Here is a 17,786-nt window from a genome sequence, read left to right on the forward strand (position 1 = left end):
GACGGGCTAGCCTTGTGAAATTTGTTCTGTTATTTTTCATGAAAAATAATCAGAACAATTTCACGAGGTAGCGATGTTCCTGCGTTCGCCCGAACCGGTCGGCACCTACTACGCCGGCGCCAACCCCGAGCTGATCCAGCACCGCGAAGCCCTTCGCGAGCCGCTGGAGTGCGAAGTCCTGGTGATCGGTGCCGGTTTCAGCGGCCTGCACACGGCGCTGCAACTGGTCGAAGGCGGCCGCCAGGTCTGCATGATCGAGGCCAGCCGCATCGCCTGGGCCGCCTCCGGACGCAACGGCGGGCAGGCACTGCCGGGCTGGTCCAGCGACCTGGGCCCCATCGAGGACGACCTCGGCCACGAAGGCGCGCTGCGCCTCTGGCAGGGCATGCTCTGGGCTGCCCACGAACTGCGTGACCTGCCGCAACGCCACGGCTTCGACTGTGACTACCGCATCGGCCACCTGTGGACCGCCGTGCTGCCGCGCCGGGTTGGTTCGCTCTACGACTGGCAGGCCGAAGCCAATCGCCGCTGGGGCTACGAAGGCCTACAGTTCATTCCCCGTGAAGACCTCCCGCAGTGGATCGCCAGCGACCGCTACCAGGCCGGCCTGTATGACCCGAATTCCGCGCACCTCAACCCGCTGAAACTGGCTTACGGCCTGGCCGGCGCCATCGAGCGCGCCGGCGGCCGCATCTTCGAACAGACTCGCGCCCTGAGTTTCCGCGAAAGCGGCAACGGCTATGAAGTGACTACGGAGCATGGCAGCGTGCGCTGCGCCTCCCTGGTGCTGGCCTGCAACGCCTACATCGACGGGCTGGACCGCGACGTCTCCGAACGCATCCTGCCGGTGGGCACCTACCAGGTCGCCACCGCGCCGCTGGGCGAGGAACTGGCCCGCTCGCTGCTGCCGAAGAACTGCTGCGTCACCGACAACCAGTTCGTCCTCGACTACTTCCGCCTGACCCCCGATCATCGCCTGCTGTTCGGCGGCGGCTGCACCTACCTGGGCGGCATGCCCTCGGACATCCGCGCGGCTACGCGCCTCTACGTCGAACGGGTATTCCCGCAACTCAAGGGCGTGGAGCTGGAATACGCCTGGGGCGGGCACATCGACTGCAGCATGCGGCGCACCCCGGATATCGGCCGGCGCGGCGACCTCTACTGGCTGCAGGGCTATTCCGGCCACGGCGTACTGCCGAGCCTGGCCGCCGCCCACGCCGTGAGCGAAGCCATGGGCGGCCGCAGCGACGAGCTTGACCTCTATCAACGCATCCGCAATCCCGGGTTCCCCGGCGGCCAGCGCTTCGCCGCGCCACTGGAAGCCGTCGGCAAGGCCTGGTATCGATTACGGGATTTCATCTGATCCGGACCCTGACATGACCCAGACGGTTGCCAACGAACACCTTGCCACGCTGATCCGCGACCTGCGCAAGCACAAGAACCTCACCCTGGGCGAGCTGGCCGAGCAGATCGGCCGCTCGGTGGGCTTTCTTTCCCAGGTCGAGCGTGGCCTGTCGCAACCCACCGTCGCCGACCTCACCGCCATCAGCGAAGCCCTGGGCGTACCGACCACCTACTTCTACGCCGGCGACACCCGCCGCGAGCGCGACTGGGTGACCCGGCCGAACGACCGCCGCACCCTGTACTACGCCGGCGGCGTCACCGACATCCTCGCCTCGCCGAACATGTCCGGCGGCTTCTCCCTGCTCGACAGCATTCTCGCCCCCGGCGCCACCAGCGGCGAAGGCCACCTGGACGACAGCTCGGAGCAGGGCGGCTTCGTCCTCGAAGGCGAACTGACCATCTGGTACGAGGACGACACCGTCACCCTCTACCCCAACGACAGTTTCCAGCTGCCGCCGCACAGCCAGTTCCGCTACGGCAACCTCACCGACAAACCAACCAGGGTGCTGTGGATCTTCACCTGATTTCCCAAGCCAGCCCGCGAGGGTTGGCTTGGGAAAACGATCCGGCCGCTCCCGCACAAAGGCCCCAGAGAACATCATGAACCGCCCGATGCATCCCGACCTGCTCAGCGAAGTCCGCGCCTTCCGCCAGCAATACCCGGACATCCGCTACGTCGACCTGATCTGCCTGGACATTCCCGGCCACTTCTACGGCAAGCGCTACCCCGTGGACATGCTGGAAAAAGTCGCCGCCGGCAGCCCGCTGAAACTGCCGCAGAACTGCGTGCTGCTGGGCGTACAAGGTGGCCTGCACCCCATCGGCGACTACTGCTTCAACGACGGCGACCCGGATGCGCCGCGCCGCCTGATCCCCGGCTCGCTCAAGCCGGTGCGCTGGGAGAACCAGCCGCTGGGGCAGATGCTGATCAGCTCCGACGGCACCGAGGCGCCCATCGAATTCGAACCGCGCGAAGTACTCGCCCGCGTCATGCAGCGCCTGGAGTCCAAGGGCATCCGCCCGGTGGTGGCCTTCGAGCTGGAGTTCTACCTGTTCGACAAAAAACTGGATGCCGGCCTGCCGCAGTACCCGCGCGACCCGCTGAGCGACGACGAGGACGACCAGCCGAACATGCACATCGAGCGCCTGTCGCGCTTCTCCGATGTGCTCCATGAAATCGTCGAAGCCTCCCGCGAGCAGGGCGTGGACGCCAACGTCATTACCGCCGAGATCGGCCCGGGCCAGTTCGAGATCAACTTCGCCCACTGCGACGATGGCCTGCACGCCGCCGACCAGGCTGCGCTGTTCACCCGCGCCACCCGTGGCGTGGCGCTCAAGCACGGCTACCGCGCCAGCTTCATGAGCAAGCCTTACCTGCATGCGCCGGGCAGCGGCATGCACGTACACGTCAGCCTGTACGACCGTGACGGCAACAACCTGCTCGACCGCGACAACCAGCAGGCCCTGCGCCACGCCGTGGCCGGCTGCCTGGAGCTGCTGCCGCACTGCATGCCGATCTTCGCCGCCAACCACAACGCCTACCGCCGCTACGGCTCCCGCGTGAACGCCGCGAGCAAGGCCAGCTGGGGCTTCGAGGACCGCGATGCGTGCATCCGCATTCCGGAGTCTGACGGCAAGAACCTGCGCATCGAGCACCGCCTGGCCGGCGCCGACGCCAACCCGTACCTGGTGCTCGCGGCGATCCTCACCGGTATGGAGCACGGCCTGGAAACCCGCCAGGAACCGATCCCGCCGCTGAACGAAGACCGCACCAGCGGCATCGACTTCCCCCGCGACATGCTCGGCGCCGTCGCCGAGATGGAAGACCACCCGGTGGTCAAGGAAGGCCTGGGCAGCGAGTTCGTCTTCGTCTACTGCGAGAACAAGCGCCACGACCACCTGGACTTCATGAACGAAGTCAGCGCGCGGGAGTACCGCTGGTTCCTGTAACGGCCAATGCACCCTGTAGGAGCGTCCCATGGACGCGATCGCGGGCATGGCCCGCTCCTGCAGGGAACACCAGATTCTCTGAACCCGCTCCGCTGCCCGGCGGTCCATTCCATGCACGAGGCAATCTCACAAGGAGCCACCGCATGGACCTCATCCGTATCCTCATCGCCATCCTTCTGCCGCCGCTGGGCGTGTTCCTCCAGGTCGGTTTCGGCGGAGCGTTCTGGCTCAACATCCTGCTGACGCTGCTCGGCTACATCCCCGGCATCGTCCACGCCGTGTACATCATCGCCAAGCGCTAACCCGCCCGGCTGCCCTCCCAGAAATGCTCCGCCAGCATCCGCAGCTCCGCCGACAGTTCCGCCATGCGCGCTGCGCTGCGCTGGCAGGTACCGACCTTCGCCGCGTTGCTGTCGGCCGAACCGCGGATGGCGTGCAGGCTGCGCTGCACGTCCTCGCTGGCGGCGCCCTGTTCCTCGATGGCTTCGGCGATCTCCAGGCTCATCCGCTGGATCGCCGAGACCTGCTCGCTGATGCGCTCCAGCGTGCCCGCCGCCTGGCCAGCCTGGGCCAGGCTCGCCACCGCCTGGTCGCAGCAGTGCCATAGCGCACGCACCGAATCCTCGGCTCCCTGCTGAAGGTTGCCGACCAGCGACTGGATGTCCCGCGCGGAATGCTCCGTGCGCGAAGCCAGCGCGCGAACCTCGTCGGCGACCACCGCGAAACCGCGTCCGCTTTCCCCGGCGCGCGCCGCCTCGATGGCGGCGTTCAGCGCCAGCAGGTTGGTCTGCCCGGCGACGTCGCGGATCACCTCGAGCATCCGCGAGATCGCCTCGCTGTGTTCCTTCTGTTGCTCCACCGCGGCACTGGCCGCGCGCACGCCGGCTTCCAGCGCAGCGAGTTGCCCGCGGGTGCCGTGCACGTCCTGATGCCCTGACTGAGTGATGCGCTCGCTGCACTGCGCCGCCACCGCGCTGTGCTGCGCGTGACGGGCGACTTCCTGGACGCTCTGCGCCAACTGCTGCATGGCGCTGGCGACCTGTTCGGTCTCGCGCTGCTGCAACTGCGAAGCCGCGCTGCCGCCGGCCATGGCGTCGGCGAGCGCGGCGGAGTGCTCGGCCAGTTGCTGGGACGCATCGGCCATGCGCCCGACCACCGCGGCGGTCTCCGCCTCCAGCATGCGCAAGGCGAAATCCAGCTCGCCGAATTCGTCCGCGCGGCCCGAATAGAGCTGCTGGCTCAGCGGGTTGTCGGCAATCTTCCGTGCTCGCCCGAGCAGCGCGCCCAGCGGTTGCAGGCGCAGTACCAGCCAAGTGCCTGATGCGCCCAGCGCCAACAGGAAGGCCAGTGCGGTCAGCTTGGGCAGCAGCAGCGCGAGAAGAGCGCCGCTGGCCTGCGCCAGCAACAGGCCGAGCAGCAACTGGAGCACCAGCGGCACGCGCGGGCGACGCAATGTCCTGCCCTGGCGCATGCGCGCATAAAGGCGCTCCGCCGCGTCGATCTGCTCGGCACCGGGACGGGTGCGCACTGACTGGTACTCCACGACCTTGCCGCCATGGCGGATCGGCGTGACGAAGGCGCTGACCCAGTAGTGGTCGCCGTTCTTGCAGCGGTTCTTCACCAGGCCCATCCAGCTGCGCCCGGCCTGCAAGGTCTGCCAGAGGTGGGCGAAGGCGGCGGGTGGCATGTCCGGATGGCGCACGCGGTTGTGGTTGAAGCCCACCAGCTCCTCGGCGTCGAAGCCGCTCACCTGGATGAAGTCCGGGTTCACATGGGTGACCGCACCCTTGAGGTCGGTGGTGGAGAGGATGTTGGCATTGACCGGCACATCTACCTGGCGCCCGCTGACGGGCATGTTGAGCTTCATCGCTGGTGCTCCAGGCGGGTCTGGAAGAGTTGCTCCGGTGCCAGCGGCTTGCTGAACAGGAAGCCCTGGGCGTGGCGGCAGCCTTCGGCGCGCAGGAAGTCCAGGTGCTCCTGGCGCTCCACGCCTTCGGCCACCACTTCCAGGCCGAGGCTGTGGCCCAGGCCGATGATCGCGCGGCAGATGGCGCTGAGCTCCGGGTCGTCCGGCACGCGGGTGATGAAGCTGCGGTCGACCTTGAGGATGTGCAGCGGGTAGCGCTTGAGATAGCCCAGCGAGGAATAGCCGGTGCCGAAGTCGTCCAGCGCCAGGCGCACGCCCTCGGCGGCCAGTTCGCGCAGGCAGGCGAGGGTTTCTGCGCCATCCTGCATCAGCAGGCTTTCGGTGATCTCCAGCACCAGGCTGCGCGGCGACAGGCCGCTCTCCGCGAGAATCTGCTGCACCCGCGCGGCGAACCCCGGCTGCTGCAGTTGCCGGCTCGACAGGTTGACCGAGCAGTACAGGCTGCGATGCCCCTGCCGCTGCCACAACGCCGTCTGCCGGCACGCCTGGCGCAGTACCCAGTCGCCGACCGGGACGATCTCGCCGGATTCCTCCAGCGCCGGGATGAAGTCCAGCGGCGAGATCGACTGGCCGTTGTGCTTCCAGCGCAGCAGCACCTCCACCGCTTCCCAGTGCGGCGAATCGCGGTCGAGGCGGACGATGGGCTGGTAGTGCAGACTGAACTCCTCGCGGCGCAGCGCCTGGGCCAGCGCGCTTTCCAGGTCCAGCCGGCGTTGCGCCTCGGCCTGCAGCTCCAGGCTGAAGCGCGCGTACTGCGCCTTGCCGGCTTCCTTGGCGCGGTACAGCGCAAGGTCCGCAGCCTGCAGGGTGTCGATGGCCTGGCCGTCGGTCATCAGCCCGGTGATGCCGATGCTGGCGCTGACCACCAGCGTGCGGCCATCCACGTGCAGCGGCTGGCGCAGGCAATCGAGCATGCGCTGCGCGACCTGCTCGGCGTCGACCAGGCTGGCCAGGTCGTCCAGCAGCACGACGAACTCGTCGCCGCCGAAGCGCGCCAGGTGATCGCCCGGCCGCAGACAGCGCAGCAGGCGCTGGGAGACTTCCACCAGTACGCGGTCACCCACTGCGTGGCCGAGGCTGTCGTTGATCAGCTTGAAGCGGTCCAGGTCGATGAACAGCAGGCCGGACTCCCGCGCGCCGGGGCGGCGCTGGCGCATCAGCGCCTGTTGCAGCAGTTCGTCCAGGCGCAGGCGGTTGCCCAGGCCGGTGAGCGGGTCGTGCCGCGCCGCGTGGCTGAGCTGGTGCTCGCTGGCCTTGTGCTGGCTGATGTCGGTCTGCGAGCCGGCCATGCGCCCGTCGGTGACCACGCCCCGCGCCAGCACCCAGAGGTAATTGCCGTCGCGCTGGCGGATGCGGTATTCGTGGCTGAGCAGCGCGCTGCTGCCGCGCAGGTGGGCGTCGATGGCCTTGCGCAGGCCGGGCAGGTCGTCCGGGTGGACGCGGGCGAACCAACTGGTGCTGCCTTCGCCGAGGTTGTCGCGGGTCAGGCCGAGCATGCGCGCCCAGCGCTCGGAGACGTAGAGGCGATCATTGCCCAGGTCCCAGTCCCAGATGCCGTCGTTGGCACCACGCAGGGCGCGGGCATAGCGCGCCTCGCTGTCCTCCAGCGCCTGGCGCTGGGCCGCGCCGTAGGTGTCGATGGCCAGCGACATGTCGAAGAACACCCGCTTGAGCAGACTGGCGTAGGTCTTGGCTTCGTGGGCATCGCCCATCAGGTCGGCGAGCATCTGGTCCAGGTACAGGCGATACGCGCCCAGGTACCACTTCAGCTCGACGCCGACCTGCTGGTGCACCAGGCCGATGCGCAGGCGGTCGCGCACGTAGTCGGCGTCCTGCGGGGCGTCCCAGAGCTGGCGGTAGTAGTCGAGCTGGCTGCATTTCAGCCGCGCCAGCGTGGCCGGCTCGGCGAGGATCGCTCCCAGCGGCGGGTAGTTGCGCAGGTGGTCGTAGAGCTGCTCGATGAAGCGCTGGTGGCAGCCTTCCAGTTCGGCGGCGCGGCCGTGGAGATGGCAGCCATCCTCCTCGCGCCACTCCAGGTAACTCAGGCGCTGATCGACTTCCATCGTCGACAGGCCGATGCGCTCGAGCACGCTCTCGAGCTTCGGTCCCAGGCCCATGTTCGGCTCCTTGCGGGTCTGCTGTTTTTGTCGGGCATGAAAAAAGCGCCGGCTCGTCGTCCCGTCGAAATCGACGGCGACCAACTCGGCGCTTTGTCTTGCAGGCCCACAAGTCCTGCCCGGCAAAGCCAGCTTCCGCAATGGCGGAACGCGGGTGGTTTGTCTTTTACACCAGGGGGCGGGGCCCCGACAACTCTTGCAGCGCGCCGCTCAGGCGCTGGCGCAACTCGCCCAGCTCGCGGGAGCGGAAGGCATGGCGGGTGCGCTCCAGCACGCCGATGGCATCGGCCAGCAGCGCGGTGATCTTCCCGGTCTCGCCCAGCGGTGCGTCCTGAAACCAGCGGCACAGCGGCGCCTGCTGGCAGTCACAAGGGCCTTCCATCACCCCGCAGCGCAGCTCATAGGCCGCCAGCAGGGCACGAACCTGACGGGCCAGCGCCGGGTCCTCGGACGCGACAAGCAATTGGACGGGATGCCGGTGGAGAGTCATGAGGGGATCACTCATATCAGGGAGATGCCAATTTAATGGCTAATGGCTATCTGATATTGACCCCTGTCATAGGCTGAGGCGTCTTCCGTCAGAGAGTCGACGGCTGGTGTGAAAGGGTGCTCATTGCAGGGGCAAAAACCGTCGGAACTGTACGTCCTGGCATGGGCACGATGCGGGCTGCGCTGCTCTTGAGGTAACCGGTGCGGTTCGCCAAAGCTCGGATACGAAAAAGCCGCGCATCTGCGCGGCTTTTTGCTGAAAGGGTGGTGGGCCCACACGGACTTGAACCGTGGACCAAAGGATTATGAGTCCTCTGCTCTAACCAACTGAGCTATAGGCCCCCAGAAGGCGGGCGGATTATACCGGTGCGTTCTGGCTTGCGCCAACCGGATGCAGCGGGACCAGGAAGCGGTTGGCAAAGGCGTCGGCCGGGAGCGGGGCGCTCAGCGCGTAACCCTGGATCTGGTCGCAGCCTTCGGCTTCGAGGAAGCGTTCCTGGGCTTCGTGTTCGACGCCCTCGGCGATCACCGTGAGGTTCATGCTGCGGCCCAGGGCGATGATGGCGCGGGCGATGGCGGCGTCGTGGGGGTCGTCAGGCAGGCCGTGGACGAAGGACTGGTCGATCTTCAGGGTGTCCAGCGGTAGCTGCTTCAGGTAGCTGAGCGAGGAGTAGCCGGTGCCGAAGTCGTCGATGGCCAGTTGCACGCCCAGGTGCTTGAGGCTGTGCAGGATCGACAGGGCTTCCTCGGTCTGGTGCATGAGGAAGCTCTCGGTGATCTCCAGCTGCAGGCGCGAGGACTGCAGGTTGTAGTGGGCGAGCAGTTCGCGGATGCGTTCGACAAGGTTGGTCTGGCGCAGCTGGGCGCCGGCGAGGTTGACCGAGAGCGGGCCGAACGCGGCGTGGCTGTCCTGCCAGCGGCTCATCTGCCGGCAGGCTTCGCGCAGGACCCAGTCGCCCAGCGGCAGGATCAGGCCGTTTTCCTCGGCCAGGGGGATGAAGCGATCCGGAGAAATCGCGCCGAATTGCGGATGTTTCCAGCGGATCAGCGCTTCTGCTCCTACAAGCTGCCCGCTCGCGAGGGACAGCTTGGGTTGGTAGTAGAGCTGGAGCTGGTCGCTTTCCAGGGCACGGCGCAGTTCGTGCTCCAGGGCCATGCGTTCGGTGGCCTGGAAGGTCAGCTCACGGGTGTAGAACTCGACGCGGTTGCGGCCCTGGGCCTTGGCCCGGTACATGGCAGCGTCGGCGTTCTTCACCAGGGTGGCGACGTCGCCGCCGTCGCTGGGATAGAGGCAGATACCGATGCTGGCGCTGACGAAGAACTCCTGTTCGCCGGCGATGAACGGCTTGTCGAAGCAGACCAGCAGTTTGTTCGCCACGTGCTCGGCGTCCAGTGCGTGGTGGAGGCCGGGCAGCAGGATGATGAATTCGTCGCCGCCCTGGCGGGCCACGGTGTCGACGTCGCGCAGTTGCTCGCGCAGGCGGGTGGCGATGGATTTCAGCAGCAGGTCGCCCACGGGGTGGCCGAGGCTGTCGTTGATGTGCTTGAAACGGTCGAGGTCGAGGAACAGCACGGCGCCCTGGTGATCGTCTTCCTGGGCTTCCTTGAGCGAGGCGTTCAGGCGACTTTCGAACAGCAGGCGGTTGGGCAGGCCGGTGAGCGGGTCATGGTGGGCCTGGTAGTCGAGCCGCGCCTGGGCGTATTTGAGGGTGGAGATGTCGGCGAACACGCCGACGTAGTGGGTCAGCTCGCCGTCGGCGTTGCGCACGGCGCTGACCGTCAGCCACTCCGGGTACAGTTCCTGGTTCTTCCGCCGGTTCCAGATCTCGCCCTGCCAGTGGCCTTCGGCGTTGAGCTGGTGCCAGAGGGCGACGTAGAAACTGGTGTCATGCTGGCCGGAGGCAAGCAGGCGCGGCGAGTTGCCGAGGGCTTCCTGTTCGCTGTAGCCGGTGATTTCGCTGAAGGCGCGGTTGACCGCGACGATCTGCTGGTGCGCGTCGGTGATCATCACGCCTTCGGCGGTGCTTTCGAACACGGTGGCGGCGAGGCGGAGCTTTTCCTGCATCTGCTGCTGCTCGGTGATGTCCCGGGCGATGGTCAGCATGCAGTCGTCGCTGCCTATGGTGATGCGGTGGGCGGATAGCTCGCACAGGCGCAGGCTGCCGTCGCGGGTGCGAATCTGTGCGGTGAAGTCCGGGGCGCTGGAGGCGTTGTCGAGGATGCCCAGCAGCTTGCTGCGGTCGGCCGGGTTGGCCCACAGGCGCAGGTCGAGCGTGGAGCGCTCGGCGGCTTCTTCGCGGCTGTACCCGGTGATGCGGGTGAAGCCCTGGTTCACTTCCACCAGACGGCCGTCGCTGATGCGCGAGATGAGCATGCCGTCGGGGGAGGCGTGGAAGGCCTTGGCGAACTTTTCCTCGGAGACGCGCAGTTGTTCCTGGGTTTCCTTGACCTGGGAGATGTTGCGCACCACCACCACCAGCGCCGGGGTGTCGTCGAGGACGATGTGCTGGGCCGAGAGCAGGGCGGTGAAGCGCGTGCCGTCGCGGCGGTTGAGCGGAATCTCGACGTTGTTCAGCGGCTCGCCCTGCAGGCGTGCGAGCATCGCCGGGCCCATGCCCGGTTCGCCCCAGATGCCCAGCTCGGTGGAGGTCTTGCCCAGCGCCTCGCTGGCGGGGATGCCGATCTGCTGTTCGAAGGTGCTGTTCACCGCCAACAACTGCCCGTCGACGCGACGGGCGAGGACGATGATGTCCGGGCAGTGGTGGAACACCGAGGCGAATTTCTGTTCGGACAGGCGCAGGGCCTGCTCGGTGTGCATGGCGTCGGTGATGTCGATCATCAGGCCGCGCAGGATCATCTCGTCGTCGTGGTGGATCAGCGTGACGATGTCGCGAATCCAGACGATCCGCCCGTCGGCGGCCAGCATGCGGTAGTCGAAGCTGTGGTTGCGCCCGGCCTGGCTTTCGCTGAGGCAGAAGTGGATGGCACGCTCGGCGTCTTCCGGGTGCAGGGTGCGCTGCCAGAAGCCGGGTTCCAGCCAGTCCTTGATCGGGTAGCCGAGCAGCCGCTGGGCGTGGGGCGAGACGTAGGTGAAGCGGTTTTCCGCCAGGCGCATTTCCCAGGCGATGGCGGTGAGGCTTTCCACCAAGCCGCGGTAGTGCTGCTCGCTGTCGCGCAGGGCCTGCTCGAGCTTCTCGCGGCGCTGCATCTCGCCGCGCAGACGGCGGTTCATGGTGAACAGCACCAGCAGGGTGAGGGCGGTGAGCAGGGCGATGGGGAGCACGACGCGGAACAGCTCGGGCCAGACGCTGCGGCGATCTACCAATCCGCCGACCCAAGGCGCCTGGAGCGCCTCGATCTGTTCGGGCTTCATATCGGCGAGCACCTTGTCGAGGATTCCCAGCAGGATGGTCTGCTCTTTGGGGACGGCCATTGCCAACTGGTAGCGGTACGGCGTCTCGCCGCTGATCTGAAGGCCTTCTAGCTTGAGCTGGCGCAGATTCCAGACGCTGGACGCGAGGTCGCCGACGAAGGCGTCTACCTGACCGGTGGCCAGCGCCTGCAGGCCGGCGGCGATGCTTGGTAGCGGCTGCAGGTTCAGGTCGGGGTGGTTGGCGACCAGCAGCTCGTGAGGCGCGTAGTGGGCCACCACGCCGACTCTCAGGCCGTACAACTCCTTCACGTTCGCCGGCTCCGGCCCGTTGCGGCGGGCGAGGATGATGATCGGAAAGTCGAGGTAGGGGCGGGTGAAGCTGAGGTAGTCGAGGCGGGTGGGCGTGGCCATGACGCCGGGAAGCAGGTCGACCTGGTCGGCGCGGGCCTGTTGCAGCAGGTCGTTCCAGTCCTTCGGTTCGACCGACTCCAGCTTCACCTTGAGCTGTTCGCTGAGGTATTCCACGTACGCCGGGGCGAGACCCTGGTAGAGGCCTTGCGCGTCACGGAACTCAAAGGGAGGCCAGGAGGCGTCCACGCCCAGACGCAGCGTGGGATGCGCCTGCAGCCACTGCTGCTCCTCGGGCGTGAGGCTCAGGGCGAATGCCTGTCCCGCCCAGAATGCGAGGCACCACAGTAGAACTGCCTGCAGACGCGGCATGAAGGGCCTCATTCCAGGGGGGACTATGCCGAAGTGTAGACGTGGCACTTTGCCCGATGGAAGGCCCAAAGAAAAACCCCCGGTTTTGGCCGGGGGTTCTTCGTCACTCGTCGAGGAAGGAGCGCAGATGCTCGCTTCGAGACGGGTGGCGCAGCTTGCGCAGCGCCTTGGCTTCGATCTGGCGGATACGCTCGCGGGTTACATCGAACTGCTTGCCGACTTCCTCGAGGGTATGGTCGGTATTCATGTCGATGCCGAAGCGCATGCGCAGGACCTTGGCTTCACGAGCGGTGAGGCCGGCGAGGACTTCGCGGGTGGCTTCCTTGAGGCTCTCGCTGGTCGCCACTTCGATCGGCGACTGCATGGTGGAGTCCTCGATGAAGTCGCCCAGATGCGAGTCTTCGTCGTCACCGATCGGCGTTTCCATGGAGATCGGTTCCTTGGCGATCTTCAGGACCTTGCGGATCTTGTCTTCCGGCATGTCCATGCGTTCGCCCAGCTCTTCCGGGGTCGGTTCACGGCCCATCTCCTGCAGCATCTGGCGGGAGATACGGTTGAGCTTGTTGATCGTCTCGATCATGTGCACCGGAATACGGATGGTGCGGGCCTGGTCGGCGATCGAGCGGGTGATCGCCTGGCGAATCCACCAGGTGGCATAGGTCGAGAACTTGTAGCCGCGACGGTATTCGAACTTGTCCACCGCCTTCATCAGGCCGATGTTGCCTTCCTGGATCAGGTCGAGGAACTGCAGGCCGCGGTTGGTGTACTTCTTGGCGATGGAGATCACCAGACGCAGGTTCGCCTCCACCATCTCCTTCTTCGCACGACGGGCTTTCGCCTCGCCGATGGACATGGAGCGGTTGACGTCCTTGATCTCGGCAACGGTCAGCTGCGAGCTGGCTTCCAGGTCGACCAGCTTCTGCTGGTTGCGCAGGATGTCGTCACGCAGGCGCTCGATGGCCTCGGCGTACTTGGGCTTGCCCTTGAGTACGGAGTCGACCCAGGCGGTGTCGGTTTCGTGGCCGGGGAACTGGCGCAGGAAGTCGGCACGCGGCATGCGGGCATCACGCACGCACAGTTGCATGATGGCGCGTTCCTGGCGGCGGACGCTGTCCAGCGAATCGCGGACCTTGGCGACCAGCACGTCGAATTGCTTGGGCACGAGCTTGATCGGCATGAACAGTTCGGCCAGGGCGACCAGTTCTTCGGTCGCCTGCTTGCTGCCGCGACCGTGCTTCTTCAGGGCTTTCTTGGCTTTTTCCAGCTGCTCGGAAACGGCGCCGAAGCGACGAGCGGCTTCTTCCGGATCCGGACCACCGTCGCCTTCTTCTTCCTCGCTGTCGCCGTCGGACTCTTCGTCCTCTTCGTCCTTATCCTTGTCCTTGGCTTCGGCGTCGTCTTTCAGACCGACCGGCTCGACTTCTTCGGCCGGCAGGGTGCCGTCATCCGGGTCGATGTAGCCACTGAGGACGTCAGACAGGCGGCCGCCTTCGGCGACGATGCGGTTGTACTCTTCGAGAATGCCGTCCACCGCGCCCGGGAACTGGGCGATGGCACTCATGACCTCGCGGATGCCTTCCTCGATGCGTTTGGCGATTTCGATCTCGCCTTCGCGGGTCAGCAGTTCCACGGTACCCATTTCACGCATGTACATGCGCACCGGGTCGGTCGTGCGGCCAACGTCGCTCTCTACCGCGGCAAGGGCGGCAGCAGCTTCTTCGGCGGCAGCTTCATCGGTATCGGTTTCCGCCAGCAGCAGGGCATCCGCATCCGGGGCTGTCTCGAATACGTTGATCCCCATGTCGTTGATCATGCGGATGATGTCTTCTACCTGTTCCGGATCAGAGATATCCTCCGGCAGGTGGTCGTTGACCTCCGCGTAAGTCAGGTAACCCTGCTCACGACCGCGGGTGATCAACTCTTTGAGACGAGATTGCTGTTGCGCTTTTCCGGACATAACACCCTATCCACTGAAGGTCTTGGCGGGCTGAAATAAGCCGAGGATTATACCAGATTCGAGGCTTCAGGCGCCAGTTCAGCTCTGGCTGCCTGTTGAAGAGGGGGTGCTGTAGTGCTCCCGCAGTAACGCTTTCTCTTCGTCGGTCAGTTCACTGGGATTCTTTCGCAGCACACTGTGCAGGCGGGCTTCGCGGCTGCTGAGCAGTTGGTTGTGTGCAAGTGTAGTAATGGTGTCGACGAACTGCTTTTCAAGATTGCCGTCATCGATCAGCCATTCTTTCCCCGCCAGCACCTGTAGCAGGCGCCCTTGGGGTGTTCCGTGCCAGCGCGCGATGAGGTGCATCGAGCTCTGTTTCGGATTTTTCTGCAACGCTTCGACCAGGGCCGCGAGCAGTTGCGAGTAGGTCTGTCCCTCGTTGGAGAAGTGGCTCGCATCCTCGACGCTCTGCGCCAGTTGAGGATGGTGCAACAGGGTGCGCAGCGCGGTCAGGGTCGGCGATTCGACGCTGATCTCGGTACGTGGCTGGCGCGGCGTAAAGTCGCCTTTCTTGCCCTTGCCGTCCCATTTGCGATCGCCCTTCCAGGGCTTCTTGCCCTGCTTGGCGCCGCCGTTGCCGGCGGAAAATTCCTGCGGCGCCTCGAAGTAGTTCGAAGCATCCTGGTAGTGACTGTCGCCATGCTCTGCGAACTGGCCGGCGAACTGGCCCATGTCGTAGTCGGCGTATTCGTGGGCGTGCTGCTCTGAGCCCTGCGTCTTGGTCGGAGCGGGCGCCTGGCTGGGCTTGCCCTGCCCGGTGAGGCCCGAGCGCGGCGCGCTGATCTGGCTGAGCGCCTCGGCGGACAGCCCGGTGATCTCGCCCAGGCGCTGGCGCATCAGCAGGCGCAGGGTGTTGCCGGGGATTTTTTCCAGCAACGGCCCGGCCAGGGTCGCCAGGTGCGCCTTGCCTTCCAGCGTGCTGGGGTCGGCTTCCTGGGTCAGTTGCTGGAAGAAGTAGTCCGCCAGCGGCTGGGCCTGGTGGGCGAGGCGGGCGCGGAACGCGTCCGGGCCTTCGGCGCGTACCAGGCTGTCCGGGTCCTCGCCCTCGGGCAGGAACAGGAAGCGCACCTTGCGCCCGTCCTGCAGGTTGCTCAGTGCCGACTCCAGTGCGCGCCAGGCGGCGTTGCGGCCGGCCTGGTCGCCGTCGAAGCAGAAGAGGATGTTCGGCACGATGCGGAACAGCCGCTTGATGTGTTCTTCGCTGGTGGCCGTGCCCAGGGTGGCGACCGCATTGCGGATGCCTTGCTGGGCCAGCGCGATGACGTCCATGTAGCCTTCGACCACCATGATCTCGTCGAGATCCCGGTTGTTCTTCCGGGCCTCGTACAGGCCGTAGAGCTCCTGTCCTTTATGGAAGACCGGGGTTTCCGGCGAGTTCAGGTATTTCGGTTTGTCGTCGCCCAGCACCCGGCCGCCGAAAGCGATCACCCGGCCGCGGCTGTCGCGAATGGGGAAGATCACCCGGTCGCGGAAGCGGTCGTAGCGCTTGCCGCTGTCGGGGTTTTCCACCAGGAGGCCTGCATCGAGCATGGCCTTGAGCTGCAGGTTGTCGCCGCCCAGGTTTTTCAGCAGGTTGTCCCAGCCCGGCGGCGCGAAGCCCAGGCCGAAGTCGCGGGCGATCTCGCCGGTGAGGCCGCGTCCCTTGAGGTATTCCACCGCTGCCTTGCGCGCCGGGTGGCCTTTCAGCGCCTGGCGGTAGAACTCGGCAGAGGCAGCCAGCAGCGGGTAGAGCGGCGAGTCGACCGGCTGTCGGGGCTTGTTGCCGCGCCGGCCTTCCTCGCGGGGGATGTCCATGCCGGCGCGCTTGGCCAGGTCCTCGACTGCCTGGACGAAGTCCAGCTGGTCGTGGTCCATGATGAAGCCGAGAGCGTTGCCGCCGGCGCCGCAGCCGAAGCAGTAATAGAACTGCTTGTCCGGGCTGACGGTGAAGGAGGGTGTCTTCTCCTTGTGGAACGGGCAGCACGCGCTGTAGTTCTTGCCGGTCTTCTTCAGCTGGATGCGCGAACTCACCACATCGAGAATGTCGGTGCGGTTGAGCAGGTCATCGATGAAGGATTGTGGAATCAGGCCGGCCATAGACTCATCGGGACGCAGGGTGGACCCAAGCATAGCGCGGGGCGTTGAGGCCGCTAGCGAGGCTTGAGACTAAGCATGGGGCTGGAAAAGCAAAAACTCCGAAGTCCGCGAATGCGAATCGGAGTGGGGTGCCTTGTTTCAGGCACTCGCCCGGCGAGTGGGCCGGGCGATGCGGAAAGCGTGCGACGAAGCGCTGTAACTCAGTACAGGCGCTCGCGGCGGCGCTGTTCGCGCTGCACTTTCTTGGCGTGACGCTTAACAGCGGCAGCGGCCTTGCGCTTACGCTCGGCGGTCGGCTTTTCGTAGAACTCACGGCTACGGACTTCGGCCAGTACGCCTGCTTTTTCGCAGGAGCGCTTGAAACGACGCAGAGCTACGTCGAAGGGTTCGTTCTCTTTAACTTTGACGGCGGGCATCCAGGTCGTACCTTCAATGATTACCGGAGGATTTATCGCGCTCCTGACGGTTGTTCGGAGTCGGCGGTTTTCAAGGGTTGCGGATATTAAACGTTCGGAAGGAGGAATGCAAAGCCTCCGATCGAAAAGCACTGGTCCGAAGCCCAGCCGGCGATTATGATGCGCGGCTTCAATTTTGCCCAGAGTAAAGGCTCAAACCCATGCTAGTGCTGGGGTTGGAAACCTCCTGCGACGAGACCGGCGTCGCCTTGTACGACAGCGAAAAAGGCCTGCTGGCCGACGCGCTGTTCAGCCAGATCGACCTGCACCGCATCTATGGCGGCGTGGTTCCCGAGCTGGCCTCCCGTGATCACGTCAAGCGCATGCTGCCGCTGATTCGCCAGGTGCTGGATGAGTCCGGCCGGACTGCCGAAGACATCGATGCCATCGCCTACACCGCCGGCCCCGGCCTGGTGGGCGCGCTGCTGGTCGGCGCGTCCTGCGCCCAGGCCATGGCGTTTGCCTGGGGTATACCGGCCGTCGGCGTGCACCATATGGAAGGCCACTTGCTGGCGCCGATGCTCGAAGAGCAGCCGCCACAGTTCCCGTTCGTCGCCTTGCTGGTGTCCGGCGGCCATACCCAACTGGTGCGGGTGGATGGCATCGGCCAGTACCAGGTGCTCGGCGAGTCGGTGGACGACGCGGCCGGCGAAGCCTTCGACAAGACCGCCAAGCTGCTTGGTCTGGCCTATCCCGGTGGTCCGGAAATCGCACGTCTGGCCCAGAGCGGCACCGCTGGTCGCTTCGTCTTCCCGCGCCCGATGACCGACCGTCCGGGCCTGGATTTCAGCTTCAGCGGCCTCAAGACTTTCGCCCTGAACACCTGGCAGCGCTGCGTGGCCGAAGGTGACGACAGCGAGCAGACCCGCTGCGACATCGCCCTGGCGTTCCAGACGGCGGTGGTCGAGACCCTGACCATCAAGTGCAAGCGCGCGCTCAAGCAGACTCACCTGAAGAGCCTGGTGATCGCCGGTGGCGTCAGCGCCAACCAGGCCTTGCGCCAGCATCTGGAAAAGATGCTCGGCGAGATGAAGGGCCAGGTGTTCTATGCCCGCCCGCGCTTCTGTACCGATAACGGCGCGATGATCGCCTATGCTGGCTGCCAGCGGCTGGTGGCCGGGCAGCAGGACGGCCCGTCGATCGGCGTCCAGGCGCGTTGGCCAATGGAGTCGCTGCCGGCGATCTGAATAATGAAGCTGCAAACGACGCGGCCCATGCTCTGAGCGGCATGGGCCGTTTTTTCGCTTGCAGCGTGGTACGCGGGCCGGGAAGCTCGCGG

The 17,786-nt window shown here is 65.7% G+C and carries 12 protein-coding genes and 1 tRNA gene; 5 read left to right on the top strand and 8 right to left on the bottom strand.

Annotated elements, in window-relative coordinates; genetic code table 11:
* Positions 1 to 73 precede the first annotated feature (73 nt).
* From IB275_RS02605 to IB275_RS02620, 4 genes are all read left to right on the top strand, one after another.
* Entirely contained in the window at positions 74 to 1,363 is a 1,290-nt protein-coding gene (locus tag IB275_RS02605; protein WP_192296266.1) for an NAD(P)/FAD-dependent oxidoreductase, read from the top strand.
* Between the two features lie 13 nt (positions 1,364 to 1,376).
* The gene (locus tag IB275_RS02610; protein ID WP_192296265.1) at positions 1,377 to 1,928 is read left to right on the top strand and encodes a helix-turn-helix domain-containing protein; all 552 of its coding nucleotides are present in this window, start codon (positions 1,377 to 1,379) and stop codon (positions 1,926 to 1,928) included.
* 76 nt (positions 1,929 to 2,004) lie between these two features.
* A complete protein-coding gene (locus IB275_RS02615; RefSeq protein WP_192296264.1) occupies positions 2,005 to 3,354 on the top strand; it encodes a glutamine synthetase family protein in 1,350 nt (449 codons plus the stop codon).
* 143 nt (positions 3,355 to 3,497) lie between these two features.
* Positions 3,498 to 3,656 (top strand): YqaE/Pmp3 family membrane protein, encoded by a 159-nt coding sequence (locus IB275_RS02620; RefSeq protein WP_003084988.1) that lies wholly within the window; start codon positions 3,498 to 3,500, stop codon positions 3,654 to 3,656.
* Here the strand turns inward: IB275_RS02620 and IB275_RS02625 are convergent.
* The 8 genes from IB275_RS02625 to rpsU form a co-directional block, all read right to left on the bottom strand.
* On the bottom strand, positions 3,653 to 5,221 hold the full coding sequence (locus IB275_RS02625) for a methyl-accepting chemotaxis protein (RefSeq protein ID WP_192296263.1): 1,569 nt from the start codon (positions 5,219 to 5,221) through the stop codon (positions 3,653 to 3,655). The two genes, IB275_RS02620 and IB275_RS02625, sit on opposite strands and share 4 nt — an antisense overlap.
* Positions 5,218 to 7,398, bottom strand: coding sequence for a putative bifunctional diguanylate cyclase/phosphodiesterase (locus IB275_RS02630; RefSeq protein ID WP_192296262.1), 2,181 nt, complete (start codon positions 7,396 to 7,398; stop codon positions 5,218 to 5,220). The genes IB275_RS02625 and IB275_RS02630 overlap by 4 nt, the downstream gene beginning before the upstream one ends.
* Positions 7,399 to 7,564: 166 nt before the next feature.
* Positions 7,565 to 7,888 (bottom strand): hypothetical protein, encoded by a 324-nt coding sequence (locus IB275_RS02635; RefSeq protein ID WP_081520808.1) that lies wholly within the window; start codon positions 7,886 to 7,888, stop codon positions 7,565 to 7,567.
* Between the two features lie 264 nt (positions 7,889 to 8,152).
* Positions 8,153 to 8,229, bottom strand: a tRNA-Ile gene (locus IB275_RS02640).
* A 16-nt stretch (positions 8,230 to 8,245) separates the two neighbouring features.
* The gene (locus IB275_RS02645; protein ID WP_192296261.1) at positions 8,246 to 11,980 is read right to left on the bottom strand and encodes a bifunctional diguanylate cyclase/phosphodiesterase; all 3,735 of its coding nucleotides are present in this window, start codon (positions 11,978 to 11,980) and stop codon (positions 8,246 to 8,248) included.
* Between the two features lie 103 nt (positions 11,981 to 12,083).
* On the bottom strand, positions 12,084 to 13,937 hold the full coding sequence (rpoD, locus tag IB275_RS02650) for an RNA polymerase sigma factor RpoD (RefSeq protein ID WP_192296260.1): 1,854 nt from the start codon (positions 13,935 to 13,937) through the stop codon (positions 12,084 to 12,086).
* Positions 13,938 to 14,015: 78 nt separating this feature from the next.
* Positions 14,016 to 16,052, bottom strand: a complete 2,037-nt coding sequence (dnaG, locus tag IB275_RS02655; protein WP_192296259.1) for a DNA primase — start codon at positions 16,050 to 16,052, stop codon at positions 14,016 to 14,018.
* 200 nt (positions 16,053 to 16,252) lie between these two features.
* Positions 16,253 to 16,468, bottom strand: coding sequence for a 30S ribosomal protein S21 (gene rpsU, locus IB275_RS02660; protein WP_003085057.1), 216 nt, complete (start codon positions 16,466 to 16,468; stop codon positions 16,253 to 16,255).
* 200 nt (positions 16,469 to 16,668) lie between these two features.
* Here rpsU and tsaD point away from each other — a divergent pair, with 200 nt between their 5' ends.
* Positions 16,669 to 17,694 (top strand): tRNA (adenosine(37)-N6)-threonylcarbamoyltransferase complex transferase subunit TsaD, encoded by a 1,026-nt coding sequence (gene tsaD, locus IB275_RS02665; protein ID WP_192296258.1) that lies wholly within the window; start codon positions 16,669 to 16,671, stop codon positions 17,692 to 17,694.
* Positions 17,695 to 17,786: the final 92 nt, after the last annotated feature.

It is taken from the genome of Pseudomonas sp. PDM21, assembly GCF_014852505.2.
Lineage (GTDB): Bacteria > Pseudomonadota > Gammaproteobacteria > Pseudomonadales > Pseudomonadaceae > Pseudomonas.